Raw genomic sequence first — 25395 nt, forward strand, 5'->3', positions numbered from 1 at the left:
CATGCGGTCATGCGGTCAGGAGAAGCGCGGGAGGAAGCGGCGCTGTGCCTCCAGCAGTTCGTCGGTCAGCGCGGCGGCGGCGTCCCGTGAGGTGACCGCGCCGTCCGCGATCATGGCTTCGACGGTCAGGTCGCGGTCGCCCGTCATCGCGGCCTCGACCGCCAGCTCTACGGAGGTCAGTCGCCGGGCGAGGATCGCGGTGAGCGGCGCCGAGAGGTCTGGCACCTGTACGGGGCGCAGACCGCGTGCCGTGGCGACCGCCGGGATCTCCAGCGCGGCCTCGGACGGCAGACCGGGGACGGAGCCCCGGTTGGGGACGTTGACCGAGAACATCTCGCGGCGGTCGAAGGTGATCGACCGGATGATGGCGATCAGCTGTTCCTGCTCACCGGTGGAGCTGTCGAAGGCGGCGTCGTCGAGCGGGACGTCCCCCTCGGCCTGGACGCGCATCGACCGGTAGCGCTCCTCGCCCCACTGGAGGATCTCGGGCACGGAGAAGGCGTCGACGCCCAGCTTCTTCCCGTAGTAGTCACCGCCCGCCCAGCGCTCGGGGAAGAACTCCACGACGTGCCGGTCGTTGGCGGCCGGGTAGGCGCCGTAGGTGCGGAAGAACTCCCAGGAGAACGGGTTGTGCCAGGCCTTGCCGTTCTCCCAGATCGCACCGATGTCCTCGGGGAGGGCGGGCTCCCCGAGCTCCTTCTCCATCCGGGCGCGGACCTCGGGCCAGATGTCGCGGCCCTGGTGCCGGAAGTCGTAGATGAACGTCAGGTGGTTGATGCCGGCGTACAGCGTCGAGGTCTCCTCGAACGGCAGCCCCGCGAAGGCGGCCAGCTCCCGCTGCACGTGGTGCATGCCGTGGCACAGCCCGACGACCTCGGCACCCGCGTGGCGGGTCATGGCCTGGACGTTGGCCGTCATCGGGTTGCTGTAGTTGAAGAAGTGGGCCTGCGGGGCGAGTTCGACGATGTCGCGCGCGACGTCGACCATCACGGGGGTGGTGCGCAGCAGCCGGGAGATGCCGCCGGGCATGACGGAGTCACCGACCGGCTGGAAGACCCCGTGCCGCTGGCAGATCTCGTGGTCCGTCTGCCAGGCGGGGCGTCCCCCCACTCCCACGCACGTCACGACGTAGTCGGCGCCGGGCAGTTCGCTGCGCCGGTCGGTGGAGGAACGCACGGTGATACGGGCCTGGGCGCCGCGGGCCTCCACCATGCGCCCGGCGAGGCGGGTGGCGACCGAGAGGGCCTCCGGGTTGACGTCGACCAGCCGGATCTCCCAGCTGCCGAGGTCCTCCGCCGTGATCAGGTCGGCGAGCAGACCGCGGGTGAAGACGGCGCTGCCCGCACCGATGAGGACGAGTGAGCGTCGGCCGAGCTTGCTGTCGGACACGGGATGTTCCTTTCGTGGGCGTCCCGCTGCCCGCCCGGTGCGGGGCGAGCGGGACGGATAGAGGGCTCGGCCCCCGGAAGGGCCGCGGCCGGGCGGATCAGACGGTGCTGCCGGGTTCGCCGGGCGGCGGAGGGAGGGTCTCCCCCGGCAGGGGCAGGGTTTCCCCGGCGCGCTCGCTCAGCGGCTCGCCCGCGAGGCGGGCGGCGAGCAGGGCGGCCCCGATGACGGGTGTGTGGCGCGGCCGGCGCGTCTCGTAACGTTCCGGGAAGGCCGCGAGTGCCGAGACGAAGGCCTCGCGTACCTGGTCCACGCCCAGGACGCCGCCCGACCAGGAGACGGGTACGGGACGGTCGGGGGCCGCCACGAGCTTCCGCCGTGCGGTCCGGGCGAGTTCGGCCAGTTCCTGTCCCGCCTCGGTGAGGATGCGCGTGCAGGCGGCGTCCCCGGCGCGGGCGGCCTCCGACACCTGTCTGCTCAGGGCGGCGACATCGGTGCGGCCGGGCCGGGCGAGCAGCATGGCGTCGATGAGTTCGAGATCGGTGCCGAGTGCGAGATGGCGGCGCAGGATCTCCGTCAGCGGTCCCGGCGGGTTCCTGCCGTCGCTCCTGCGGGTGAAGAGGTTCAGCCCGCGCAGGGCGATCCAGTGCGCGGAGCCCTCGTCACCGAAGAGTTCCCCCCAGCCGCCGACGCGGGCCTCTCGTCCTTCGACGACGCCGTACGCCATCGAGCCCGTCCCGCTGATCACGTTGATGCCGTCCGCGAGTCCGAGCGATCCCGCCCAGCCGCACACCATGTCATTGCCGACCCCGTAGCGGTCGTGGCCGAGCAGCTGGGCCGGCAGCGCGTCCAGGGCGCGGGTGAGCGACTCGGACTCGCCGTGGCCCGGCAGCCCGAAGTAGGCGTGGGTCAGCGCGTCGGCGTCCGTACCCGCTTGCCCGCAGACCTCCGCGATCCCGCTCCGCAGCACCTGCCGGGCGTTCTCCAGGCCGTCGGGACCGAGAGCGGGTGAGGTGGCGGGCCCGAGGGCTTCCGCCCGGACGGTGCCGGCCGCGTCCAGCAGGCAGAAGGCCGTCTTCGTGCCGCCCCCGTCGACTCCCAGGTACATGTCGTGCTTCCTTCCGGTGGAGCGGGCCGAGCGGTCAGCGCTCGGTGAAGGGGTGGATCGTGACGCCCTGCACCACCCGGTTGACCTCCCCGTCGGGGAACGGATTGTCGGGGGTCACACCGCAGGCGAGCGAGGCGTCCAGGGCCAGCAGTTGGGCGTACAGCACGGCCGGCAGGGCCAGCGCCGCGTCGTCCGCGTCCGCCATGCCGGGCACCAGCCAGGTGGCCGCCTCCGGCAGCCCCTCCGGCCTGCCCGTCACTGCCACGACGTGGCCGGCGGGCAGGGCCTCGGTCAGTTCGTGGAAGATGTCGAGGTCGTACCGCCGGGTGTAGGGGTCGTTGGAGAGGTAGACGACGACCCCGGTCCGGTCGTCGAGGAATGCCTTGGGGCCGTGCCGGAATCCCAGCGACGAGTCGGCGAGCGCGCTGACAGCGCCACCGGTCAGCTCCAGCAGCTTCAGCGCCGACTCGCCCGCGAGTGCCTTCAGTGCGCCGCTTCCGAGATAGACGAAGCGCTGGTGCGCGACCCGTGTCAGCGCGGTGACCTGGTCGGGAAGGCCCTCGGACAGCAGGGCGGCGGCCGCGGCCGGGCACGCGTCGAGACCTCGGACCCGGTCCCCGCCGAGTGCGTGCAGAGCGGCGAGAAGCATGCAGGTCAGGCTGGAGGTCATGGCGAAGCCCTGGTCCTCCGCCTCCGCAGGTGTCAGGAGCACGTAGGAGTTGGCCCGTTCCCCGTGCCGGACCGCGAGGGCGCCCCGGTCGTTGCAGGTGATGACCAGGTGCGCGCAGTGGTCGAGCAGTTGGTCGGCCAGTTCGGTGGCGGCTGTGCTCTCCGGGCTGCCGCCGGAGCGGGCGAAGGACACCAGGAGGGTGGGCCGGGTCCGCTCCTCGAAGCACGCGGTGGGGTCCGCGACGATGTCGGTCGTCGCCAGCGCTTCGACCGTGCGGCCGGTGGCCGCCGCGAGGGCCGACCGTGCGACCTGGCCCGCGTAGGCGGAGGTGCCCGCACCCGTGAGGACGATGCGCAGGCGCGGATCGGCCAGCAGGGGGGCCAGGAAGGTGTCGAGGGCGGGCCGTTCGGCGGTCAGCCGGGTGACCATCTCGGTCCACAGCCGGGGCTGCTGAAGGATTTCGCGGTGCGTGTGGGAGGCGCCTCGGGGATCGACGGCCGGTCGGTTGTCCGTCTCGGGGGCGGGGGTGGTCTTCACGCGTACTCCTTGGAGCGTGGGGCGCAGTCGGGGTCGTAGTCACGGAGGACGTCGCGGACCCGGTCGACGACGATGTCGTGGGGTCGCGGTGCGAGGTGTCCGGTTCTGACCCGCGCGTACTGCGACGGCAGATGTGCGGAGGGAAGAGCGGGAGGCAGCGGAGCGGCCTCGAAGTTGTCGAGAAGCCGCCGCTGGGTCGCGGCCGTCTCGGGTTCCGTCCAGTAGGAGCGAATGCGGTCGCTGTAGCCGTGCGGACGGTTCGGGCGCCGGCTTCGCTCGTCGTCGGCGGAGTGCTCCTTGAGGGAACGCCCAGTGGGAAGTGCGCTGCGGACGGGTGTGGTGCCAGGGGACAGACCGGCTCTCTGGTCTCGTACCAGTTGGTCCAGCGCCTCTGACATTTACGCCCGCCTGCTTAAGGAAACGGAGAAACACTCGCGAAGTCGCAGGTTACTGGTATGAGCCATCCCCGTCAAAGGTCTCTATCTGGTATGGTTCTGGTATGCCTAATCGTTCGGATTCAGAGCCCACCGGCCTTCACCCCGAGACGCGGCCGCTCTACGCCCTGGTGGCAGGGCGGCTGCGGGAGGACATCGCCACCGGCGGCATGAGCACGGGGGACCGGCTCCCCTCGGAACGCGTCCTGGCCGAGCGGTACGAGGTGTCGCGCGTCACCATGCGGTCGGCTCTGAACCGTCTGTCCGACGAAGGGCTGATCGCTTCGTCACCCGCGCGCGGCTGGTTCCTGCACGAGGGCCGGGCCCCGGCGCCGACGCCGCCCCCCGCGGCCCGCTCCGGTGCCGGTCGCGCCGTGCAGGGGTTCGCCGACTACGCGCTGCGGCACGGGCTCGCCGTCCGCACCCACGTGCTCGAATCGGGAGTGCGCGCCGCCACCATCACCGAGGCCGAGGAGCTGCGCATCGCTCCGGGCGCGCCGCTCTTCACCATGCGACGGCTGAGGTTTCTGGACGATCTGGTGGTGGTCGCGGAGCACAACCGCCTGCCTCTCGCGCTCTGCCCGGTGCTGCCGGAGACCGACTTCACGCACGCCTCCCTCTACGCGACCCTCCGCCAGGCCAGCCCGCCGCAGGTGCCGTACGTCGCGGACTACTCCGTGGAGGCGCGACAGCCGAACGAGGAGGAGAGGGGCCTGCTGGAGATCACGGACGTCACACCGGTACTGGTGGCGACTCAACTCGCCTTCAACCAGGACGCGAAACCCCTGGAGCTCACGGCGGCCATCTACCGGGGCGACCGCTACCGCTTCCGCGCCTCGATCACCGACTGAGAGCACCGGCCGAGAGCACCGCCGCCCCCGCCAGCGCCTCCAGCACCGGGGCGATCAGCGGATGTGCCTCCGCGCCACGGCGTACCGCCGCGAAGACCCGGCGCGTCGGAGCGCTGCCGCGCACCGGGCGGACCACCACACCCGACAGGGCCATGCCGCGCAGCGCGGATCTGGGGACCAGGGCCACCCCGGCGTCCGCGCCGGCCAGAGCGACGACCGCGTGGAAGTCGTCCGAGGAGTGTTCGACGGCGGGCTCGAAGCCCGCGTACTGGCAGGCCAGGACCACCACGTCGTGGCAGGGGTTGCCCGGGTAGGGGCCGATCCAGGTGTCCTTCGCCAGATCGGCGATCGCCACCTGCTCCTGGTCCGCCAGCCGGTGCCGCACCGGGAGGACCGCGTCGAACGGCTCCGAGTACAGCGGCACCCGGGTCAGTCTGCGGTCGTCCTCGCCCGGTGCGCCCCGGTACTCGACGGCGACGGCCACATCGACCTGGCGGTCCAGGACCATCGGGACGCTCGCGTCGCCCTCCGCGTCCTGGACCCGGACCCGGATGCCGGGGGCGGACTCGCCGAGGGCGGTGATCGCGGGGGCGAGGACCAGACCGATGCCGGTGGCGAACGCGGCGACCGTGACCGTTCCGGCGTCGCCCGCGCCGTAGGCGGCCAGCTCCGCCTCGGCCCGCTCCAGCTGGGCCAGCACCGCGTTGGTGTGGGTCAGCAGGATCTCCCCGGCCGAGGTGAGCCGGGCTCCTTTGGCGTTGCGCTCGACCAGCCGGTGGCCGGTCTCCTGCTCCAGCGCGGCCAGCTGCTGGGAGACCGCGGAGGGGGTCAGGTAGAGCGCGGCGGCCGCGGCGGTCACCGTGCGGTGATCCGCCACCGCCCGCAGGATCCGCAGCCGCCGTGCATCGATCATGTGCCCTATTGTCCCAGGTCGCGGGGGCGTCCGGGACGCCCCCGCGAACGCTCGGGAACTACTCCCCCAGCGCTGCCCGCGCGTCGACGAACGCGTCGACCGCGCGGTTCACGTCCGCCGTGGAGTGCGCGGCGGACAGCTGGACGCGGATACGGGCCGCGCCCTGCGGGACGACCGGGTACGAGAACCCGATCACGTACACACCGCGCTCCAGGAGAAGCTCCGCCATCCGGCCTGCCTTCGCCGCGTCCCCGATCATGACGGGGGCGATGGCGTGGTCGCCGGGCAGGACGTCGAAGCCTTCCTCGGTCATCCGGGTACGGAAGAGCGCGGTGTTGGCGTTGAGCTGCTCGCGCAGGTCACCGGCGGACTCCAGCAGGTCGATGACCTTCAGGGAGGCCGCCGCGATGACCGGGGCGAGCGAGTTGGAGAAGAGGTACGGGCGCGAGCGCTGGCGCAGCAGGGCGACGATCTCGGCGCGGGCTGCCACGTAGCCGCCGGAGGCACCGCCGAGCGCCTTGCCGAGGGTGCCCGTGATGATGTCGACGCGGTCCATCACGCCGTGCAGCTCGGGCGTGCCGCGCCCGCCGGGGCCGACGAAGCCGACGGCGTGCGAGTCGTCGACCATGACCATGGCGTCGTAGCGCTCGGCCAGGTCGCAGATCTCGCGCAGCGGTGCGACGTAGCCGTCCATGGAGAAGACGCCGTCGGTGACGATCAGGCGGCGCCGGGCCCCGGACGCCTCCTTGAGCTGCTGCTCCAGGTCTGCCATGTCGCGGTTGGCGTAGCGGAAGCGCTTGGCCTTGCAGAGCCGGATGCCGTCGATGATCGAGGCGTGGTTGAGGGCGTCGGAGATGACCGCGTCCTCCGGGCCGAGGACGGTCTCGAAGACTCCGCCGTTGGCGTCGAAGCAGGAGGAGTAGAGGATCGTGTCCTCCTGCCCCAGGAAGGAGGAGAGCCGCTGCTCCAGCTCCTTGTGGACCTCCTGGGTGCCGCAGATGAAGCGGACGGAGGCCATGCCGTAGCCCCAGCGGTCCAGTGCCTCGTGCGCGGCGGCGATCACGTCGGGGTGGTCCGCGAGGCCCAGGTAGTTGTTGGCGCAGAAGTTGAGCACCTCACCGGGGCGGCCACCCGAGGTGACGGCGACGGTGGCGGACTGCGGGGTGCCGATCACGCGCTCGGGCTTGTGCAGCCCGGCGGCCTCGATCTCTTCGAGGGTGGTGCGCAGGCCATCGCGTACGGAGTCGAACATGCCGGTTCCTTAGGGGGTCGGGTGGTCAGACGGTCCAGTCGAGGATGACCTTGCCGCCGCGTCCGCTCGCCGCGTCGTCGAAGGCCGCCTCGAAGTCGCGGTAGCCGTAGCGGCCGGTGATCACGGGGGCGAGGTCGAGGCCGCCCTCCAGCAGGACGGACATGGCGTACCAGGTCTCGAACATCTCGCGGCCGTAGATGCCCTTGACCGTGATCATGGAGGTGACGATCCGGGACCAGTCGACGGCGAACTCCTCGGAGGGCAGTCCGAGCATGGCGATGCGGCCGCCGTGCGTCATGTTCGCGATCATGTCGCGCATCGCCTCGGGGCGGCCGGACATCTCCAGGCCGATGTCGAAGCCCTCGCGCAGTCCCAGCTCCCGCTGGCCGTCCGCGATGGTCTGCTCGCCGACGTTGAGCGCGAGGCTGACGCCGACCTTGCGGGCCAGGTCGAGCCGGGCCTCGCTGACGTCGGTGATCATGACGTTACGGGCTCCGGCGTGCTTGGCGACGGCCGCGGCCATGATGCCGATCGGGCCGGCGCCGGTGATCAGGACGTCCTCACCGACGAGCGGAAACGACAACGCGGTGTGCACGGCGTTGCCGAACGGGTCGAAGATCGCCGCGATGTCGAGGTCCACGGGGACCCGGTGCACCCACACGTTGGACGCGGGCAGCGCGACGTACTCCGCGAAGGCCCCGTCGCGCCCGACGCCGAGCCCGACCGTGGAGCGGCAGAGGTGGCGGCGGCCGGCCAGACAGTTGCGGCACTTGCCGCAGACCAGGTGGCCCTCGCCGCTGACCAGGTCGCCCACCGCGATGTCGACGACGTCCGCACCGATCGCGGCGACCTCGCCGACGAACTCGTGGCCGAGGACGAGCGGCGTCTTCACGGCCTGCTGGGCCCAGCCGTCGTAGTTGCGGATGTGCAGGTCGGTACCGCAGATGCCGGTACGGAGCACCTTGATGAGCACGTCAGAGGGACCGGTCTCCGGCTCGGGAACGTCCATCAGCCAGAGTCCCGGCTCGGCCTTCTGCTTCACGAGTGCCTTCACGGCTGCGGCTCCCTGTACCTGGTACGGCGTTGAGCTCCCCGGGCAGGGGGCATGCCTGAGGAAGCCTGCGGCCCGGGGAGGAATGAGGGGACGGCGTGGCAGCGCGCTCCTACCGGCTGCCGCGCACCATCCTCCGCCGTCACGGAGAAATCTGCCGTAACACGCGCCCCAGGTCCATCGAGGATTTCTTAAGCGCGGCCGCAGCTCCGCTTCACACCCCCGTGCGCGGTTCCGCTTCGCACCCCCCCGTGCGCGGTTCCGCTTCACACCCCCCGTGCCCGGTTCCGCTTCTCACCCCGGCCGCACGGGCCCGGGTCACTCCTTCCGCAGGAAGTCCCTGAGGTGACCGGCGAGCCGTTCGGGCTGGTCCTCCGGGATCAGGGTGTAGCTGTCCTCGATCTCCACCAGCTCGCCCCTGGGCAGCAGCTCGTCCAGCCGGCGGCCGTGCTCCGGCGGCATCACCCGGTCCTGCGCCGCCCAGGCGACCAGTGCCGGGCGGTCGAAGGTGCGCAGGGCGTCCGCCCAGCCGAGCAGCTCGGCCCTGGGCGGCACGCCAAGGACGTACTTCCGCAGGTCGCGGCGGATCTCCTTGGAGGTCCACAGCGGCCGGAACCAGCCGTCCATCACCTCGTGCGGCACCGGCCTCCTGGTCATCAGGCCCCAGGTCATCGGCAGCCGCCGCATCGGTTTCAGCCTGAGCAGCGCGAAGGCCGCCCGCAGGCCGCCCGGCATCCTGGCGGAGGCGTACAGGTTCTTGCCGGGCAGGCCGGGCGGGAAGTTGTCGAAGGCCTCGCAGGAGGTGATGACGAGCCTCCCGATCCGCTCGTCCCGGCCGTCCGCCACCAGGGCCTGCGCCCCGCCCCAGTCGCTCATCACCAGGGTGACGTCGGTGAGGTCGAGCGCCTCCAGGAACTCCGCGACGAGACGTGCGACGCCGAGGACCGACAAGTCGGCGTCCGGCTTCATCGGACGGCGGTGGCCGCCGAGCGGCAGGGTCGGGACGATGCAGCGGTGGCCGTTCCGCAGATCCGCGACCACGTGCCGCCAGAGCGTGCCGTCCATGGCCACGCCGTGCAGCAGGACGAGTACCGGACCGTCGCCGCCGGTGTCCTCGTACTCCACCACCCCGGCGGACAGCTCCAACACACTTGCGGACGCCTCGGGTTCAGCCATCTGGCACACCTTTCAGGGTTTCACGGGACAGCTGCGCACGGTCACCGTACCGATCCGTACAGGCCGAGGAAGCGGGCCCGCCCGTCGTCGATCCGGTAGAGGAAGATGCCTTCCTTGCGCGGGACCAGGTGGCTGCTGTCGAAGGCCAGCCGTCTGGTGATGCCCCGGTACTCGGTGCGGAAGGCGCGCTGGGCGATTCCGCCGCGCAGGGCGTCGGTGGCGCTGGTGGTGGCGGCGGCCCGTGCGATCAGGCCCACCGCGTCGTAGGCCTCGGCGGCCCAGGTGGCGGGCGGCGCGCCGAAGCGCTTGCGGTGCGCGGCGGTGAAGGCCTTGGCGGCGGGCAGGGCCGTGGGGTCGGTGTACGCCTCCGCGAAGATCCAGCCCTCTGCGGCTTTGCCCGCGTCCCGGAGGAAGCCTGGGGCCAGGACGGGGCCGGTGGACAGGGCGGTTCCGGTGAATCCGGCGGCCGCGAGGTCGGTGGCGCAGCGGGCGCCCCGGGCGGGGGACGTGCCCGCGTAGATCACCGCTCCGGCCCCGGCGGCGACCACGGCACGGGCGGCCGGGGCGAAGCTGTCGGTGTCCGCCGCGACGGTGCGCGTGGTGACGGTGACGCGGCCCGTCTGCGCGTCCCGGAACGGGTTGGCAACCATCCAGCCGCCCTGCGGATCGGCCCGGTCCTCGATGACCACGGCTTTCGTGACGTTCCGGTCCTTCGCCATGTGGTGGATCAGTCCGGAGGCGAGCGAGGAGTCGTACGGGCGCAGCACGCAGAGGTACTCGGAGTCCGCCGAGTCGGCGGCGTACCGGGCGGCGACGACGACCTGGGCGAGGCGGGACTTCGCGTAGCGGCTGACCACCGCCGCGGTGAGCACGTCCGCGGTGGGGCCGATGACCGCGAGGACCGTGGGGTCGGCGGCCAGCCGGTCCGCGACGGCGAGGGCGCGGGTGGCGTCCCCCGCGTCGTTCTCGATGCGCAGACCGAGCCGGAAGGTCTTGTCCGTACGGGAGTTGTGGTCGTCGACGGCGAGCCGGACGCCTCGCTCATGGGCGAGGCCGACTGCCTTCCCCGGTCCTGTGGTGTCCGTGTGCAGTCCGATCGTGTACGTGGGGAGCGCGCGGGGCGTCGCTCCCGTACCGCTGCCGCCGCGCCGGGCGGCCAGCCAGGCGGTGGTACCGCCGCCGGTGAGCAGGACCGCGCCTGCGGCTCCGGCGGTGAGGAGACGGCGACGGCTCGGGCGGCCGGGGTCCGGGGCCCGGTCCCCTGCCGGGTGCGCGGGTTCCGGGTCCGGCAGGGCGAGGGCGGCGGCGGAGCGTTCGGCGATCGCGGCGGACAGGCCCGGCACCTCCCAGCCGGTGCCGTCCCCCGTGAGCAGCCGTTCGGCCTCCGCAGCCGTCGGGCGGTCCGCCGGGTCCTTCGCGAGGCAGGCCGTCACCACCGGGAGCAACGCGGACGGCAGGCCCGCCAGGTCCGGTTGGCCGTGGACGGTACGGAAGAGCACCCCAGCCGCCGCCCCGTAACCGAACGGGCGCTGCCCGGTCGCCGCGTACGCCAGGACGCAGCCCAGCGAGAACACGTCGCAGGCCGGTCCGAGCGGCCCCGCAGAGGCCTGTTCGGGCGCCAGGTAGCCGGGCGTGCCGATCACCGCACCGGTCGCGGTGAGCGCGGTGGCGCCCTCGTGGCGGGCGATGCCGAAGTCGATGAGCCGGGGCCCGTCGAGGGCGAGGAGCACGTTGCCGGGTTTGACGTCGCGGTGCAGGAGACCCGCCTCGTGGACCACGGCGAGGGCTCCGGCGAGGCGGGCGCCGAGGGCCTGAACCGTGGCTTCCGGCAGGGGGCCCTGCTCCCCGACGGCCTCGCCCAGCGAGGGGCCGGGGACGAACGCGGTGGCCAGCCAGGGCTCGCGGGCCTCGGTGTCCGCCCCGGTGACCGGCACCACCCAGGGGCCGGTGATCCGGGCGGCGGCCTCCGCCTCGCGCCGGAAGCGGGCGCGGAATCCGGGCTCTGCGGCGTGCTCGGCGCGGATCACCTTCACGGCGGCGAGCGCCCCGCCCGTGGAGCGGGCCAGGTAGACCACGCCCATGCCGCCCGCCCCGAGCCGGGCCAGGGTGCGGTACTCGCCGATGGTGCGCGGGTCGTCCGAGGTGAGAGGGCGCATTCGGGTCAGGTCTTCTCGGCCTTCGGCGCGGCGCCGAGGTGGACGAAGCGCCCGTCCCGCACTCCGTAGAGGTAGGCGTCCGCCCCCTTGATCCGGTGCAGCTCGTCGAAGGCGTAGGTCCGGGAGACGCCCTTGTAGGAGGACGCGGCGATCTTCGCCACGAGGGCGGTCCGGGTCGGCCGCACCGGCTTGGCCTTGCCTCCGGCGAGGGCGAGGGCGGTGACGGCGGCGGTCACCAGCCCGGCCGCGTCGTACGCCTCCGCTGCCCAGTACGCGGGGGCGGAGCCGTACGCCGAGCGGTGGGCCGCGGCGAACTTCTCGGCGCCGGGGGCCGTGGCGTCGGTGTAGGGCGCGGTGAACTCCCAGCCTTCCGCGGCCTGTCCGGCGTCCTCGATGAAGCGCGACCGCATGGCCGTGTGCATGGCCATGCGGGGGCCCTTGAAGGGGGTGCCGCCGAGCGCGCTCGCGGTGCGGGCGGCTCCGGCCGCGTCGCCCGCGTAGAAGAAGGCGTCGCTGTCGTGCTGGAGCATGTCCTCGATCACCGGGGCCAGGTCCTTGGTCCCGGCGGGCACCACGCGCGGGTAGGTGGTGCCGGTGGTGATCATGCTTGTCTGCATGTTGGTGAGGTAGCCGACCTGGTAGGCGGACTGGCCGCCGACCCGGTCGAGCAGTACCCCGAGCCGTTCGACGTCCGGCCGGAGCACCAGCCTCCGGATGACCGGCGCGCACAGCACGCCGTCGGACGGGACCGCCTGGAAGAACGACTTCCTGGAACCGGCCCGGTAGGACAGCAGCATCGAGGAGACGGTGATGACCGGCAGCATCGCCTCGTCGTAGGTGGTGAGGACCGCCTCTGTGGTGTCGTCCCCGGTGGGGCCGACCACCGCGAGTACATCGCGGTCGCGGGTGAACTCTGCGGCGGCCCGGACCGCGCGCTTGACGTCTCCGCCGTCGTCGATCGCCTTGACCGTCAGGGTGAACGGCTTGTCCGCGCGGGAGTTGAACTGCTTCACGGCCAGCCGCACCCCGCGTTCCTGGGCCCGTCCGGCGGCGCTCTGCGGTCCGGACAGGTCGGCCTGTACGCCGATGGTCCAGGCCCGTTCGCCGGACTTGGCCGCCCCGGCGCCGGAGTCGTCGTCGCGCAGCCATTCCCGTACGGCGAATCCGCCGCCCGCCGCGATGACGACACCGGCGCACGCGAGCAGCAGTCTTCGCCGGCCGGGGCGGGCCTCGTGCGGCGGCGTTCCCGGTTCCGCGACGGTGGGTTCGATGCCCGGCAGGTCGAGCATGGCGGCGGACCGGGCGGCTATCAGCGCCACGACGTCGTCCGGCAGCCAGTCGATGGAGCCGTTCGGCGCGTCCTCGGTGATCCGGGTGTCGAGTTCGGCGGCGGTGGGCCGGTCGGCCGGCGCCTTCGCCAGCAGCGCGCCGAGCAGTTCGCGGAGTCCGGGGTCCTGGACCCCTTCGAGGTCGGGTTCGTCGTGCACGGTCCGGTAGAGCAGCGCGTCGACGGCTCCGCTGCCGAACGGCGGCCGTCCGGTCGCGGCGTACGCCAGGAGGCAGCCGAGCGAGAAGACGTCGCTCGCGGGTCCGGCCGCCGTGCCGTCCCCGGAGGCCTGTTCCGGCGAGAGGAAGCCTGGGGTGCCGACCACGAGGTCTGCGGCGGTGAGCGCGGTGGCGTCGGTGGCCCGCGCGATCCCGAAGTCGATCAGGCGCGGCCCGTCGACCGTGAGCAGTACGTTGCCCGGCTTGACGTCCCGGTGGACGAGCCCCGCCGTGTGCACGGCGGTCAGGGCGCGGGAGAGCAGCCTGCCGAGGACCCGGACGCTACGGGCGGGCAGCGGCCCGCACCGCGCGACGGCCTCCGACAGGGCGGGCCCCGGCACGAACGCCGTGGCGAGCCACGGTCGTTCGCCCTCCGTCTCGGCCCCGGTGACCGCGACCGCCCAGGGGGTCTCCACCCGGCGGGCGGCCTCGACCTCGCGGCGGAACCGGGCCCGGAACTCCTCGTTCTCCGCGAACTCCGGGAGGATCACCTTGATCGCGGCCAGGGCTCCGCCGTCCGTGCGGCCGAGGTAGACGACGCCCATGCCGCCGGCCCCGAGCCGTCCGAGCAGCCGGTGTCCGCCGATCGTCGAGGGGTCTGCGGGACGCAACCGTTCCATCACGCTCTCCGCTCTCTCAGCTCTGCTTCTCGACGGCCGACTTGAGCCGCAGCAGCATGGCTGCCTGGGCCTGGTTCGTCAGCCCGTCGAGTTCCTCTTCGGTCCGCCCCTTGGCCCCTTTTCCGGTCACCGCCACGGTGAACTGGAGGGTCTGGGCCTGCTGCCAGACGTACGGGAAGGGGCCGCCGAGCGTGGAGCTCTTGTACTGCCCGATCTCGGTCAGCGCGTCTGCGGAGTTCACCTGACCGCTGTCGCCCTGCGGCAGGGTGGCGGCGACCAACGAGCCGATCAGTTCGCCCTGCTGGAGCTGCTGGGTGGGGCAGCGCATCGTCTCCTCCACCGATTCCGCCATCTCCCACTGCGCGCCCTCGCGGCTGCGGTGCACGGTGACGACGGCGGAGAGCCGTACCGGCCCCTTGCCGGCTGTGGCGGGCACCTCGAAGGAGCGGCTGCGGGTGGCCAGCACGCTCGACAACGGCTTCTGCTGCTCCCAGACGCAGTCGGTGCCGAGGACCGGCCAGGTCGCCGGGTCGCTCTCGTACGGGTTCCGCCTGGTCACGTCGGGCCCGAAGCTGGCGGGGTCCGCGATGACCCGGTCGATGAGGTCGAGCGCTTCGCCGCGGGACGTAGGCAGCCTGGCCGGGTCCGCCTCGACGTCTCCGGTGTCCTCGATGCCCGAGCTGGTGTCCGGGGCCGGTCCGGAGGTGGCGCTACCGGTCGCGCCGGTGCTCCGGCCCTCCCCGCCGCCCGGACTCCCCCCGCCGCTGGAGCACGCCACCAGCACCAGTGGAGCCAGCACCAGCACCCCGTACCTGTGTATCGGCCCGCCATACACCACGATCCGCCACCCCGTCTCCCCGAAGACCACCCTGATCCTATGATCGCGGGCCCGTGCGGGGTGGCGGTCCGTGAAACTGTTGCGCCATCAAGACGGGTCCGGTGCACGCCACTTACGGTTTCGCGCGGTGCCGCGACGACGGAAAGCCCGCACGCTCCGCCGATCGGGTGAGGCCCCCGTGGGCGGCCTCCCGGCCCGCTACCCGAACAGCTCTGCCCCGATGGCCCGCCCTCCGGGCCTGCGGTCCACTGGGGCCGACCCGCCTCACTGGTGCGGGCGGCCGGACGACCGAGGAGCCCCGATGAAACGCCACACCAGGACGGCCGCAGTGCTGGCCTCCGTGACCCTGCTGGCCGCGGCGGCGGCCGGATGCTCCGACAGCGGATCGAGCGGCCAGGGCTCCGGCGGCACGGACACGGGCAGCCTGAACAGCGCCCAGCAGGCCGACGTGCCCGCTGCCGCCGCCTCCACGTCCCCCAGCCCGTCCAAGCCCCCCGCGACGGTCTCCATCAGGAAGGGCACGTACGGCAGGACCCTGGTGAACGAGAAGAAGATGACGCTCTACGTGTTCGACAAGGACACCAGGAACAAGTCCATGTGCGACGGGGACTGCGCCAAGGCCTGGCCGCCGCTGCTCGACGAGAAGACGCCGACCGGCGGCACCGGGGTCGTCTCGAAGCTGCTGAAGACGACGACCCGCAGCGACGGCAAGAAGCAGGTGACCTACAACGGCCACCCGCTGTACCTCTTCGACGAGGACAAGAAGGCTGGCGACGCGAAGGGCCAGGGCGTCGACGCGTTCGGCGCCAAGTGGTACGTCATCAACGTCAAGGGCAAGCAGGTCACCACCACCGCCACAGCCACAGCCACGCCGACGAGCAGTAGCAGCAGTGGCACCGGCAACGGGTACTGAGCCCCCTCGGACCGGCCCACGCGCCCCCGGAGACGCCATGCCGTTCTCGTCCCCGTTCCGTACCCGCCGGACGCGGTTCGCCGTGGCCGCCGCCGCCTTCTTGCTCTCGCTGACGGCCCTCGCGGGCTGCTCGGACAGTGACGGCGGGGGCGGCGGCAGCAGCTCGTCGGCTCCCGCCTCGTCCCGGCCGCCCGCAGCCGGTGGGACGAAGGTGAGCATCAAGGACTTCAAGTTTCGGCCCGCCACCCCGACCGTCGCACCCGGCGCCACGGTCACGGTGACCAACGACGACACGACCACGCACACGATGACGGCGACCAAGGGCAAGGCCTTCGACACCGGCGACATCGCGCCGGGCAAGTCGGCCGCCTTCACCGCCCCGTCGAAGGCCGGCGCGTACCCGTACGACTGCACGATCCACCCCTTCATGACGGGGACCCTCACCGTCAAGTGAGCCCCGGGCGCCGCCCGACGGCCACCGGCGCGAAAGGAGCCGCACATGTCCGCAGAACTCCCCGTCACACCGGACGGGCGCTCGCACGGGGGCGGCTCCGGCCGCTTTGTGCGCGGTGCGGCCCGGGTGCTCGCCGCTGCCGGTCTCGCCGTGGACGCCTATGTGCACGCGCACCTGGCCGGGCGGTACGACGCCGTCATGGCCGACATCAGCCAGGGCACGCTCTTCCGGATCGAGGCGGGCATGGCGGCGCTGGCCGCGCTGCTCGTGCTGGTCTGGCGCCGGTGGCCGGCCGACCTGTTCGCCTGGTCGGTCGCGACCGGCGGAGTGGCTCTCCTGCTGATCTACCGGTACGCGGACATCGGCGCCTGGGGGCCGTTCCCGAACATGTACGAACCGGTCTGGTTCACCGAGAAGCGGGTCACTGTGGTGGCCCAGGCGGTGGCGATGGTAGCCACGGTGTACCTGCTGCTCTTCCGGCCGCCTCGGGACCGTGGTGACCGTCTGCATTGAGCGCCCGCGTCTCAGACGTCCGAGGACACCGTGATGAGCGCCGGGCCCGAGAGCCCCGTCACCGCCCGCACCGAGTCCGCGAACACCTCGGTCGCCCAGGCGGCCACATCCGTCGACCACTCGCGCGCCTCGCAGCGGTAGGCGAGCGCCCGCCGCACCCCCTCGGCCTGCACCACTCCGGCGAGGGGCTGGGCCAGCCCCGGGGTCTGCACCGTGACGGGCTTGAGGAGCTCGACCCCCAGGTGCCCGTAGGTGCGTTCGAGCGCGGCCTCGCGGATCTCGGACGCCCGCGCGCCGAGGTCCGCCGAGGGCAGGGCGGAGACGGTGACCGTCAGCGAGGCCGCACCGGAGGGGTCCGCGAGGGCGAACCAGTCGGCGACCTCAGCCAGTTCGACGCGGGCGTCCCCGGCGCGGTGCAGCGGCACGAGGGCGTGGATGCCGGCGAGGCGTACGGTCCCGACGCGGCGCAGCGCGTCCGAGAGGACCGTGATGACCGGCAGGACGGGGAGGCGGCGGGCGCGCTGTCGCCTCCCCGGAATGTTCTGGGGCCGGGGAAGCGAGGCCTGGAGCCAGGCCAGCTGACGGACCTGCCCGTCCTGCGTCCAGTCGCCGTCCGCGTCGTTGTGGTCCCAGAGGTTGTCGGCGGCGGGCTTGTCCGTGAGGACGGTGGAGCTCCAGGCATAGGCGGACGCCCGCCGCACGGCGAGGCTGAAAACGTCCTCTTCGAGATCGAACTCGGCGTTCACCCGGTCGATCCAGGGGTGCCGGTCCAATACCCCGTGGAGTCCCACGATGAGGGTGGCGCCCACCCCGGTGTCACTCATGGCCGTACTCCTGGATCGGGGAAGCCGTCAGGTCTTGTCGCGCGGCCAGGGCCGTCCGTCGAGGCGTTCGATGTCGCGGTTGAGCCGGGCCAGGTTGTCCGCGAGCTGGGCGGCCTCCTCGGGCGTCCAGTCGGCCAGCAGCCTCCCCAGGCCATCCAGGTTCTCCGACCGGTCCCGGTCCAGGCGGCGCGTGCCCTCGTCCGTGATGACGAACTTCCGGGCGATGCCGCCCTCCGGGTCGGGGATGCGCTCGACGACACCCGCGCGGAGCATGGCGGCGGTCTGCCGGTTCAGCGTGGAGGCGTCCAGGCCGAAGGCGTCGCGCAGCTCACCGATGGACATGGGGCCCTCGACCTGGATGCGGCTGAGGAGGATATAGGCGCTACGGTCCAGCCGACCCCCGCCCCGGGAGGCGAGCAGGTTCATATGGCGGCCGAGCAGCATGGTCTCGAACTCGATCCGGTCCACGGGCATGTCCACGCGAGGCTTCCTCCGACTGACTCCGAATGCGGGCCCGCCTCCCGCCGGGAAGGCCACCTCTTCTGTACAGATATACCACGGATTGTATGCATGCTGCATTCAGTGTGCATGACACATTATCAGTGCACGATACACATCGCTTGCATGGCGCATTCCACCCACAGGCCGGACCGCCCGCACGCCCGTAGACTCGCCGGATGGCGAAGTATTTCGATGTACACCCCGAAAATCCCCAGCGGCGCACCATCAGCAACGTGGCCGACAGCATCCGCTCCGGCGCGCTCGTCGCGTACCCGACGGACTCCTGCTACGCGCTGGGATGCCAGCTCGGCAGCCGTGACGGCATCTCCCGTATCCGCACGATCCGCCACCTCGACGACCGCCATCACTTCACGCTCATGTGTCAGAACTTCGCCCAGCTAGGGCAGTTCGTGCAGATCGACAATGACGTGTTCCGCACGATCAAGGCGGCGACCCCCGGTCAGTACACCTTCATCCTTCCGGCGACGAAGGAGGTGCCGCGCCAGCTGCTGCACCCGAAGAAGAAGACCGTCGGCGTCCGCATCCCCGACCACGCCGTCGTCCAGGCCCTGTTGGAGGAGCTCGGAGAGCCGCTGCTCTCCAGCACCCTGCTCCTGCCCGACGAGGAGGAGCCAATGACGCAGGGCTGGGAGATCAAGGAGCGGCTCGACCACGAGGTGGACGTCGTGGTCGACTCCGGCGACTGCGGCACGGAGCCGACCACCGTCATCGACTTCTCCAGCGGCGAGCTGGAGATCGTACGGCGGGGAGCGGGCGACACCTCCCGCTTCGAGTAACGAGGCGGGCGGGCAACCGGGCCGGAGCGGCGGCCCGGTTCAGTACACCAGGTCCAGTTCCACGCCGACCGTCTTGCCCGGTACGCGATCCAGCACCGCCCACCGGTCCGCCAACGCCTCGACGAGCACCAGCCCGTACCCGCCGCCGGACCCGGGCGGCGGCTTCACGACCTCCCCGGGGCCGGGCGGGCGGCGCTCGCCCCGGGTATCGGACACCTCGATCCTGAGCCTGCCGAGCGTCCCCGGGCATCCGGCGGTCATGCCGAGCAGCAGCTCGAAGTCCCTTCCCGGTACGCGGCCGTGCGTCGCCGCGTTGGCCGCCAGCTCGGCCACCAGCAGTGCGGCGGTGCCGGACACCTCCGAGCGGTACGGGATGCCCCATACGTTCAGCTGATGAACGGCGAGTCTGCGGGCGAGCCGCGCCCCTCGGGATGTGGAGCTGAACCGCTGCACGAACAACCTCTCGGTGCGCGGCCGGTGGGGGGTGACGGATGCTTCCATGCGGGTCAGCCTGGGCGGCGGGGACTCCTGCGACCAGCTACAGAACCCGTACGCTCGGTCAGCGTACGGGTACGGAGCGTGGACAGTATGGGTCACGATGCGTGACCATGAGCGGGTTGCGGATCGGGGACAGCACGCGAAAGGCGGCCGCGCATGACCGACGAACCCGAGTACTCGGAGAGCCTCAAGTCGTTCGGGGAAGTACTCAAGGTCCTGCGCAAACGCGCCGGGCTTACCCAGGAACAGTTCGCCCCGATGGTGCGGTACTCCGTGCCGATGGTCGCCTCGATCGAGCAGGGCCGCAGGTTTCCGCCACCGCTCTTCGTGGAGCGGGCCGAATCCGTGCTCGACGGCCTGGGGGTGTTGAAGGCGGCGGCGAAGTATCTGTCGCGGCGGCCGGGACTGGCGAACTGGTTCCGCCAGTGGGCGCAGCTGGAACAGGAGGCGATCGCCCTCTACACGTACGAATGCCGGTTGATTCCGGGCTTGTTGCAGACGGAGGCGTACGCCCGGACGCTGTTCACTGAACAACTGCCGCTCATGGACGACGAGCAGATCGAGACGCATCTGACTGCCCGGCTGGAGCGCCAGGAGCTGTTACAGCGGCCCAACACCGCCTACAGCTTCATCCTGGAGGAGCATCTGCTGCTGCGCGGGCTGGGTGGCAAGGACGTCACCGCCGAACTGATCGACCACCTGCTGGAGCTCGCCTCGCAACGGAACATCGAGATTCAGATCATGCCGGTGCGGCGGGAGCAGCACGCGGGACTGCATGGGCCCGTGCAGCTTCTTGAGACGCCGGAGAACCGCTGGTTCGGCTACTGCGAGGGCCAGGAGAGCGGTCAGTTCATCTCCGATCCCAAAGTGGTGAGCACGCTCCAAATGCGATATGCCAGGATGCGTTCGCAGGCTCTCTCCCCCGAGGAATCCTTGAGCCTGCTGCGGCAGATGCGAGGAGCGTTATGAGCAGCACCACCGAACTGGCCTGGTTCAAGAGCAGCTACAGCAGTGGCTCCGGCGACAGCTGCGTCGAAGTCGCCCTGTCCTGGCACAAGTCCAGCTACAGCGGCGGCTCCGGCGACTCCTGCGTTGAGGTGGCCACCTGCCCCACCACCGTCCACATCCGCGACTCCAAGGTGCACGAGGGCCCGCAGCTCGCCCTCGCCCCCGCCGCCTGGACCCGGTTCGTCGGCTACACCGTTCAGGGCTGAGCGTCCGCCTCCGAGCCGGGTGACCGGCCCTCGGGTACGGCAGGCGCTCGTCCCGGTCGGCGGCGGTGAAGGCCGCCGCCGACCGGGACGCCCGCCCCCGCCCCGGCTTCTCGCCGCAAGCGCACGCGGGTACTTGATAGCGTCGCCCCAGCGACTGCGGAACTCTCCCCGCCGGGGTCGTCACCCTGCCCGGGTCGGCGCTGCCACCGCGGAATGGCGGGTGCGGGTGGCAGGGGACCTTCATGGCAGGGACGAAGAGAGCCAACGCATGAGCCTCGCGCAGTTGCACTACACCTCCGCAACGGCCGGGGACGGACCCGAGAGCGGCGAGGACGCGGAGATATCCGCCCGTTTCAGCGCGGTTGACGCGGCGATACCCGCTGCCGCGCTCACCGAGGCCGGTCCGCTTCTGGCGTACGAGCCGCCCGTCGGCACCGCCCGCCAGGTCACCGAGAACGCCCTGCGCGCGCTGCCCGAGTCGTTCAGTTTCAGCGTGCTGTCCGACGGCAGTCATCTGCTGGCCCGCACCGTGCCGGTCCGCACCCCGCAGCTGTCCTCGCTGCGCTTCCACGCCCACGCGGTCCATCTGCCCGCCGGTACCCATCTGCCGGGCGGCATGCCCCCGATCACCGCCTGCCGCTCCGCCCGCTGGGCCGCCACGACCCCGGACCGGGTGCCCGCCGTCGATCCGGTCACCGCGCTCTCCGCCGCGACCGGCCGCGCCGCTGAGCGTGAGGGGCTCAACGACTTCGCCGTCTCCCGGGGGCCCTGGCTCGCGGGCGTGCTGGCCGATCTGCGCGGGCTGGACGAGTCGGCCGAGACCGCCGATGCCGCCGATGCCGTGAAGGTCGTGCTCGTCGAACGGCAGAGCGCCGACGTGGCCCGGTGGATCGCGCTGGCCGCCGCCGTCCTGCCGCCGGAGAGCACCGAGCGGCTGACCTTCACCACGTACACCCGTCACCCGGAGCGCGCCCCGCAGCGCGTCATCGGCGTGCTCCCGCAGGACGCGCACGAGCTGTCCGGGCCCGGGTTCCGGGTGCACACCTGCACCGGTCCGCGCCCGGAGGGGGCGGTGGGCGACGCCTGGGCCGAGACGGCTGCGCGGATCTGGCGGAGCCGTATGCCCGAGCTGTTCCGGGAGGCGGCCGAGCTGCCCGGTGAGCCGTACGCCGCCGGGCCGGTCGCCGTGACCGCGCTGTGCGCGGGCATCGCGCTCGGGCCGAACGAGCGTGCCGCTGCCGCCGACTGGGCCGCCGAACGGCCCTACGCGCTGGACGCGAAACGCACCCGGCAGCTCGTCGACGCGCTGACCTCGACGGGCGTCGACGACCGCACCGGGGCCGAGTTCGACGCGGCGGGACGGCTGTTCGCCGCGCTGGACGGCCGCTCCCCCGCGACGACCACGGCCCCGCTGGCCGCGATGCTGGTGACGGAGGCGGTACGGGGCGGGAACGGCTCCGTCGAACTGCCCGGCCGCACGGCGTTCAGCGGTCCGGAGGGCGCGGCCGTCGCGGCGGTGCTCGGGCCGGAGATCGTCACCGAGCTGAGCGGCGCGGGGGCCGGTCTCGACGTGGCCCGTACCGTGCAGCTGCTCCGGGTGGCCCGGCTGCTCGGCGTGGACTGCGCGGAGCTGCTGCCCGGCGTCGTACGGCGACTGGCGTCCGCCCTCCTCGCGGACGCACGGGACACGGCAGAAGCGCGGGACACGGCGGACGCACGGGACACCGATGCGGACGCGCGGGGCGTGCGGGGCACGGCGGACGCGCGGGACACGGACCCGGCGCACTCCCCCGGCTGGGCGCCCGCGCTGCTGGAGCTGATGGACGAGCAGTTCGACGTGCGTACGGCGCTGCTCGGCGCGCTGGACCGGATCGCGCCCGAGGACCCCGCCGGGGCGGAACGGCTGCTGGGCCGGGTGGCGCTGCCGTTCACCGGTACGCAGCTGCTGCCGCACCTGCGGATGTGCGCCGAGGCGCCCGAGGCCAAAGCAGGTTGCGGCGACGACCGGGTGGGCGCCGTGCAGCGGGTGCTGCGGGCAGCGGGGATGTCGCCGTTCGCCGAGCCGCTGGTGCTGCGCACGGCGGTGGGCCTGGTCTGGGGCGCGGACGCCCCGACGGTGGGCGAGGCCCGGCTGCTCCTGGAGACCGCGACCTCGGACGCGCACCGGACGGCCGGCACCTGGTCGCACCTGGTCGCCGCCGCACTGAACGCCCCCGCAGAGGACGAGGAGGCGCCCCGGCTCGCCCACGACCTGCTGCGCGGCTTCCCGCAGGAGATCGCGGGCCGGGAGCGCGGGGCCCTGCTGCTGCTGGACTTCGCCCGCGAGCTGCGGTCCGGGGAGGCGGAGCCGGAGTGGGCGCAACGGGTCCGCGCGCTGCGACCGGGCGCGGAGCCGGTCGAGCCGGGGGTGCTCGGGCACGCGTTCGGCTCCCTGGCGGGGCGGCTGCTCGCGCCGGACGGGCCTGAGGACGAGCTGTACGCCCTCGCGCACAGCGGTGACGCCGACCTCATCGCCGCGTACGACCTGGCCGCGCACGGCCCCGACGTCCGGGCCCGGCTGACGGCAGATCCCGGCTACGCGGCCGGCTGCTTCGCCGTCTGGACGGCCCATCCGCACGCCGGTACCGAGTGGAGCCGGACCACCGCCGCCCTGCTGGAGGAGGTGCTGCGCCCCGCCGTGCGCGCGCTGCCCGCCGACGGGGTGGCGGCTGTGGAGGAGGCCGTGGGCCGCTCCGGCAGCAGCGGCCGGGCCGAGGCCTTCCGGGACTGGAACCGCCGCAGTCAGGGCACCCTGGGCCGACTGGGGAGGAGGCTCGCGGGCCGCGTCCGGCGGGGCTGAGGCCAGGGCGTGCGCGGGCGGTCCTGGAGTGTCGCGGGCGCCTCGCCGAGCCCGGTAACCTGGGGCGTACCGATCTCGTGGGCCACCTGGCGGGCTGCGTGAACCCCAGGAGGAACAGATGACGACGAACCGTGGGCGCAAGGACGTGATCCGGGACCGGATGGCCGCGACCGGTGAGTCGTACAACGTCGCCGCCAGCAACCTCAAGGCGATGAAGGACATGGGCGCCACCCGCGAGGCCGTCCTCACCCAGCGCTGGCGTCCGGCCGAGTCCTTCGACGTACCGTGCCCCTGCGGCGGCACCTGCGAGCCCGGCGAGAAGTGCGAGCGCTGCCACGCCCGGCACCGGCACGTGGCGCGCTACCCGGGAAGCGCCACCGAGGTGGAGACCTGGGTCGACCGCTACGAGTGCACCGGCTGCCCGGCCTCGTACACGCTGCTCGTCCAGCTGCCGGGGCGGCCCTGGGGCGTGGCGGAGACGGTGATCCAGGGCGGTTCGGCCGAGGAGATCGTGCGGGCCCGGGTCTTCCCCGGTGTGGTGCACCCGCTGCTGAAACCGGAGAGCGACGAGGCCTGAGGCTTCGCGCGGGAGGATGTCCGGCCGGGCGTGTTTCCGGGCCGGTCGCTGCGTAGGCTGCTGCCCGGGGAGCCGTGGGGCACGCCGCCGGGTCGCGACGCCCCGGACACGACGATCGAAGGGGGCCGCTCGGTGCGCGGAGAGGTGCTCGAAAGCCGCTACCGGCTGGTGGAGCTGCTCGGGGCCGGCGGGATGGGCCAGGTGTGGCGGGCGGTCGACTCACGGCTCGACCGTGACGTGGCGGTCAAGGTCATCACGCAGACGCCTCTCACGACCAGCCAGTCGGCCGCACGGTTCCGTCAGGAGGCGCGGGCGACCGCGCGTCTGACCCACCCGCGCATTGTGACCATCCACGACCACGGCGAGGCCGCCGTCGCGGGGCACCAGGTGCTCTTCCTGGTCATGGAGCTGGTCCCCGGCCGCTCCATGGCCTCCTTCGCCGCCACGGAGCGGCGGAGCGTCGAGTCGGTGGTGGCCTGGGGGCTCCAGATCTGCGCCGGCCTCGCGGCCGCCCACCGCGCGGGCGTCGTCCACCGGGACATCAAGCCGGCCAACGTCATGGTGTACGGGGACGGCGAACACGACCTGAAAATCTGCGACTTCGGCATCGCCCGGCTGATCGAGGAGTCCGGGACCGGGCTCACCGGCACCGGCTCCGCGATCGGCACGCCCGCCTACATGTCCCCGGAGCAGGTACGCGGCGACCGGACGCTCGACGGGCGCAGCGACCTCTACTCGCTGGGCTGCCTGCTGTACGAGCTCCTCGCGGGCAGACCGCCGTTCGAGGGGGCGGGGTGGTCGGTACTGTCCCAGCACCTGAACGGGACGCCGGAACCGGTGCGGAGCCTGCGCCCCGACGTTCCGGACGCCCTCGACCGGCTGGTCGTCTCCCTGCTGCACAAGGACCCGGACCACCGGCCCGCCACGGCCGAAGAGGTGTCGGAGCGCCTGCGCGGGGTGCTGGACGGTGCCGAGGACGGACCTCCCGGGATCCCCGGGGTCCGGGAGCTCGCCGCTGCGCCGACGGTCGACGCGCCTCGCGCACCGGTGGCCGGGCCCCCGCGCGGACCGGCACCGGAGGCGGAGCCGCAGCAGGCCGCTCCGCAGCCCGCTGCGGTGACCGAGCCGGACCCCGCCCCCGCGCCCGCCGTCGCACAGACGGTCCCCGGGGCCGGACGGGTGTCGGCCTGGAGCGGACTCCTCGCCACTGGCGCCCTCTGGTCCCAGCTCGCCCTGCTGACCGGCTGGTCCCCGGTCTGGACCCTGTCCCTGGGCGTACTGGTCTTCCTGGTCGCCATGGCGGCTGCCTACATGGGGGCGCCGACCGTCGCACCGGACGACAAGACGGACGCGGACACCGGTCTGCTGCTCATGGCGATGCTCTGCACCGTGCTCGCCGTCGTTTTCCTGCTCGTCTGGCCGCCGTCGCCCTGGTGGACAGCGCTGCTGTCGGGCGTGCTCGGCGTCCCCGCGCTGTTCTTCATCGGCCTGGGACTGCGCCGGGCGGTCGGTGCGGTGGCCCGCAGGGCTCCGTGGCACACGGCGGCCGGCACGGCCGGCGGTCTGCTCAACGGCACCGTGCTGTCCGGCCTGCTGGCCGCCTGGGGCGAGGTGTCCGTACTTCTCTCGATCGCGGCCGGTGCGGGGACGTGGGTGGTCTTCGCGCTGGTGAGCACCCTGCTGATGCCCCGGGGCGGGGCACCAGCAGTGGCGCGGGCGCAGGCCTGA

The 25395-nt window shown here is 72.5% G+C and carries 24 protein-coding genes; 10 read left to right on the top strand and 14 right to left on the bottom strand.

Annotation, left to right across the window (positions count from 1 at the left end; all coding sequences use genetic code 11):
* Positions 1 to 15: 15 nt before the first annotated feature.
* The 4 genes from ACZ601_RS06155 to ACZ601_RS06170 all read right to left on the bottom strand — a co-directional run bounded on the left by ACZ601_RS06155 (position 16) and on the right by ACZ601_RS06170 (position 4099).
* Complete coding sequence (locus ACZ601_RS06155) at positions 16 to 1389, bottom strand: family 4 glycosyl hydrolase (RefSeq protein ID WP_469533512.1); 1374 nt, start codon at positions 1387 to 1389, stop codon at positions 16 to 18.
* 97 nt (positions 1390 to 1486) lie between these two features.
* Positions 1487 to 2494 carry an N-acetylglucosamine kinase gene (locus ACZ601_RS06160; protein ID WP_469533515.1) on the bottom strand — a complete coding sequence of 336 codons (1008 nt, stop codon included), beginning with the start codon at positions 2492 to 2494 and terminating at the stop codon, positions 1487 to 1489.
* A 34-nt stretch (positions 2495 to 2528) separates the two neighbouring features.
* Positions 2529 to 3701 carry an SIS domain-containing protein gene (locus tag ACZ601_RS06165; RefSeq protein WP_469533519.1) on the bottom strand — a complete coding sequence of 391 codons (1173 nt, stop codon included), beginning with the start codon at positions 3699 to 3701 and terminating at the stop codon, positions 2529 to 2531.
* Entirely contained in the window at positions 3698 to 4099 is a 402-nt protein-coding gene (locus tag ACZ601_RS06170) for a class II D-tagatose-bisphosphate aldolase non-catalytic subunit (protein WP_469533522.1), read from the bottom strand. The genes ACZ601_RS06165 and ACZ601_RS06170 overlap by 4 nt, the downstream gene beginning before the upstream one ends.
* Positions 4100 to 4200: 101 nt before the next feature.
* Here ACZ601_RS06170 and ACZ601_RS06175 point away from each other — a divergent pair, with 101 nt between their 5' ends.
* A complete protein-coding gene (locus ACZ601_RS06175; RefSeq protein ID WP_440576848.1) occupies positions 4201 to 4986 on the top strand; it encodes a GntR family transcriptional regulator in 786 nt (261 codons plus the stop codon).
* On the opposite strand, the gene ACZ601_RS06180 is transcribed toward ACZ601_RS06175, so the two are convergent.
* The 7 genes from ACZ601_RS06180 to ACZ601_RS06210 all read right to left on the bottom strand — a co-directional run bounded on the left by ACZ601_RS06180 (position 4976) and on the right by ACZ601_RS06210 (position 14498).
* Entirely contained in the window at positions 4976 to 5899 is a 924-nt protein-coding gene (locus ACZ601_RS06180) for a LysR family transcriptional regulator (protein ID WP_469533525.1), read from the bottom strand. The two genes, ACZ601_RS06175 and ACZ601_RS06180, sit on opposite strands and share 11 nt — an antisense overlap.
* 58 nt (positions 5900 to 5957) lie before the next feature.
* Entirely contained in the window at positions 5958 to 7151 is a 1194-nt protein-coding gene (locus ACZ601_RS06185) for a glycine C-acetyltransferase (RefSeq protein WP_469533528.1), read from the bottom strand.
* Between the two features lie 25 nt (positions 7152 to 7176).
* The gene (gene tdh / locus ACZ601_RS06190) at positions 7177 to 8205 is read right to left on the bottom strand and encodes an L-threonine 3-dehydrogenase (protein ID WP_469533531.1); all 1029 of its coding nucleotides are present in this window, start codon (positions 8203 to 8205) and stop codon (positions 7177 to 7179) included.
* 315 nt (positions 8206 to 8520) lie between these two features.
* On the bottom strand, positions 8521 to 9378 hold the full coding sequence (locus ACZ601_RS06195; protein WP_469533533.1) for an alpha/beta fold hydrolase: 858 nt from the start codon (positions 9376 to 9378) through the stop codon (positions 8521 to 8523).
* A 41-nt stretch (positions 9379 to 9419) separates the two neighbouring features.
* On the bottom strand, positions 9420 to 11534 hold the full coding sequence (locus ACZ601_RS06200) for a protein kinase domain-containing protein (RefSeq protein WP_469533536.1): 2115 nt from the start codon (positions 11532 to 11534) through the stop codon (positions 9420 to 9422).
* 5 nt (positions 11535 to 11539) lie between these two features.
* On the bottom strand, positions 11540 to 13699 hold the full coding sequence (locus tag ACZ601_RS06205; RefSeq protein WP_469533539.1) for a bifunctional serine/threonine-protein kinase/ABC transporter substrate-binding protein: 2160 nt from the start codon (positions 13697 to 13699) through the stop codon (positions 11540 to 11542).
* Positions 13700 to 13715: 16 nt separating this feature from the next.
* Complete coding sequence (locus tag ACZ601_RS06210) at positions 13716 to 14498, bottom strand: hypothetical protein (RefSeq protein ID WP_469533541.1); 783 nt, start codon at positions 14496 to 14498, stop codon at positions 13716 to 13718.
* A gap of 340 nt (positions 14499 to 14838) precedes the next feature.
* Here ACZ601_RS06210 and ACZ601_RS06215 point away from each other — a divergent pair, with 340 nt between their 5' ends.
* The 3 genes from ACZ601_RS06215 to ACZ601_RS06225 are packed head-to-tail and all read left to right on the top strand — an operon-like array spanning position 14839 to position 16417.
* A complete protein-coding gene (locus ACZ601_RS06215) occupies positions 14839 to 15450 on the top strand; it encodes a COG4315 family predicted lipoprotein (RefSeq protein ID WP_469533543.1) in 612 nt (203 codons plus the stop codon).
* A 37-nt stretch (positions 15451 to 15487) separates the two neighbouring features.
* On the top strand, positions 15488 to 15904 hold the full coding sequence (locus tag ACZ601_RS06220) for a cupredoxin domain-containing protein (protein ID WP_469533546.1): 417 nt from the start codon (positions 15488 to 15490) through the stop codon (positions 15902 to 15904).
* A gap of 45 nt (positions 15905 to 15949) precedes the next feature.
* Positions 15950 to 16417, top strand: coding sequence for a hypothetical protein (locus tag ACZ601_RS06225; RefSeq protein WP_469533548.1), 468 nt, complete (start codon positions 15950 to 15952; stop codon positions 16415 to 16417).
* An 11-nt stretch (positions 16418 to 16428) separates the two neighbouring features.
* On the opposite strand, the gene ACZ601_RS06230 is transcribed toward ACZ601_RS06225, so the two are convergent.
* Entirely contained in the window at positions 16429 to 17241 is an 813-nt protein-coding gene (locus ACZ601_RS06230; RefSeq protein ID WP_469533551.1) for a hypothetical protein, read from the bottom strand.
* A gap of 27 nt (positions 17242 to 17268) precedes the next feature.
* Positions 17269 to 17721 carry a MarR family winged helix-turn-helix transcriptional regulator gene (locus tag ACZ601_RS06235; protein ID WP_469533553.1) on the bottom strand — a complete coding sequence of 151 codons (453 nt, stop codon included), beginning with the start codon at positions 17719 to 17721 and terminating at the stop codon, positions 17269 to 17271.
* 197 nt (positions 17722 to 17918) lie between these two features.
* Here ACZ601_RS06235 and ACZ601_RS06240 point away from each other — a divergent pair, with 197 nt between their 5' ends.
* On the top strand, positions 17919 to 18539 hold the full coding sequence (locus tag ACZ601_RS06240; protein WP_469533556.1) for an L-threonylcarbamoyladenylate synthase: 621 nt from the start codon (positions 17919 to 17921) through the stop codon (positions 18537 to 18539).
* 39 nt (positions 18540 to 18578) lie between these two features.
* On the opposite strand, the gene ACZ601_RS06245 is transcribed toward ACZ601_RS06240, so the two are convergent.
* A complete protein-coding gene (locus ACZ601_RS06245) occupies positions 18579 to 19040 on the bottom strand; it encodes an ATP-binding protein (protein WP_469533559.1) in 462 nt (153 codons plus the stop codon).
* A 153-nt stretch (positions 19041 to 19193) separates the two neighbouring features.
* On the opposite strand from ACZ601_RS06245, the gene ACZ601_RS06250 reads away from it, so the two are divergent.
* The 5 genes from ACZ601_RS06250 (at position 19194) to ACZ601_RS06270 (ending at position 25395) form a co-directional block, all read left to right on the top strand.
* Positions 19194 to 20006, top strand: coding sequence for a helix-turn-helix domain-containing protein (locus ACZ601_RS06250; protein WP_469533562.1), 813 nt, complete (start codon positions 19194 to 19196; stop codon positions 20004 to 20006).
* Entirely contained in the window at positions 20003 to 20251 is a 249-nt protein-coding gene (locus ACZ601_RS06255) for a DUF397 domain-containing protein (protein WP_469533565.1), read from the top strand. The genes ACZ601_RS06250 and ACZ601_RS06255 overlap by 4 nt, the downstream gene beginning before the upstream one ends.
* Before the next feature lie 268 nt (positions 20252 to 20519).
* Entirely contained in the window at positions 20520 to 23090 is a 2571-nt protein-coding gene (locus ACZ601_RS06260; RefSeq protein ID WP_469533567.1) for a GTPase-associated protein 1-related protein, read from the top strand.
* Positions 23091 to 23208: 118 nt separating this feature from the next.
* Complete coding sequence (locus ACZ601_RS06265) at positions 23209 to 23667, top strand: hypothetical protein (protein ID WP_469533570.1); 459 nt, start codon at positions 23209 to 23211, stop codon at positions 23665 to 23667.
* 132 nt (positions 23668 to 23799) lie between these two features.
* Positions 23800 to 25395: a serine/threonine-protein kinase gene (locus ACZ601_RS06270; protein WP_469533573.1), complete on the top strand. Its 1596-nt coding sequence runs from the start codon at positions 23800 to 23802 to the stop codon at positions 25393 to 25395.

This window comes from Streptomyces sp. NPDC104307 (assembly GCF_055584045.1).

Bases quoted from the DNA above. Each gene is read 5' to 3' on its own strand.
- ACZ601_RS06205 (WP_469533539.1), bottom strand. From the start codon at position 13,699: ATGGAACGGTTGCGTCCCGCAGACCCCTCGACGATCGGCGGACACCGG.
- ACZ601_RS06185 (WP_469533528.1), bottom strand. From the start codon at position 7,151: ATGTTCGACTCCGTACGCGATGGCCTGCGCACCACCCTCGAAGAGATC.
- ACZ601_RS06220 (WP_469533546.1), top strand. From the start codon at position 15,488: ATGCCGTTCTCGTCCCCGTTCCGTACCCGCCGGACGCGGTTCGCCGTG.
- ACZ601_RS06160 (WP_469533515.1), bottom strand. From the start codon at position 2,494: ATGTACCTGGGAGTCGACGGGGGCGGCACGAAGACGGCCTTCTGCCTG.
- ACZ601_RS06195 (WP_469533533.1), bottom strand. From the start codon at position 9,378: ATGGCTGAACCCGAGGCGTCCGCAAGTGTGTTGGAGCTGTCCGCCGGG.
- ACZ601_RS06180 (WP_469533525.1), bottom strand. From the start codon at position 5,899: ATGATCGATGCACGGCGGCTGCGGATCCTGCGGGCGGTGGCGGATCAC.
- ACZ601_RS06175 (WP_440576848.1), top strand. From the start codon at position 4,201: ATGCCTAATCGTTCGGATTCAGAGCCCACCGGCCTTCACCCCGAGACG.
- ACZ601_RS06250 (WP_469533562.1), top strand. From the start codon at position 19,194: ATGACCGACGAACCCGAGTACTCGGAGAGCCTCAAGTCGTTCGGGGAA.
- ACZ601_RS06225 (WP_469533548.1), top strand. From the start codon at position 15,950: ATGTCCGCAGAACTCCCCGTCACACCGGACGGGCGCTCGCACGGGGGC.
- ACZ601_RS06200 (WP_469533536.1), bottom strand. From the start codon at position 11,534: ATGCGCCCTCTCACCTCGGACGACCCGCGCACCATCGGCGAGTACCGC.
- ACZ601_RS06265 (WP_469533570.1), top strand. From the start codon at position 23,209: ATGACGACGAACCGTGGGCGCAAGGACGTGATCCGGGACCGGATGGCC.
- ACZ601_RS06245 (WP_469533559.1), bottom strand. From the start codon at position 19,040: ATGGAAGCATCCGTCACCCCCCACCGGCCGCGCACCGAGAGGTTGTTC.
- ACZ601_RS06230 (WP_469533551.1), bottom strand. From the start codon at position 17,241: ATGAGTGACACCGGGGTGGGCGCCACCCTCATCGTGGGACTCCACGGG.
- ACZ601_RS06170 (WP_469533522.1), bottom strand. From the start codon at position 4,099: ATGTCAGAGGCGCTGGACCAACTGGTACGAGACCAGAGAGCCGGTCTG.
- ACZ601_RS06260 (WP_469533567.1), top strand. From the start codon at position 20,520: ATGAGCCTCGCGCAGTTGCACTACACCTCCGCAACGGCCGGGGACGGA.
- ACZ601_RS06215 (WP_469533543.1), top strand. From the start codon at position 14,839: ATGAAACGCCACACCAGGACGGCCGCAGTGCTGGCCTCCGTGACCCTG.
- ACZ601_RS06255 (WP_469533565.1), top strand. From the start codon at position 20,003: ATGAGCAGCACCACCGAACTGGCCTGGTTCAAGAGCAGCTACAGCAGT.
- ACZ601_RS06240 (WP_469533556.1), top strand. From the start codon at position 17,919: ATGGCGAAGTATTTCGATGTACACCCCGAAAATCCCCAGCGGCGCACC.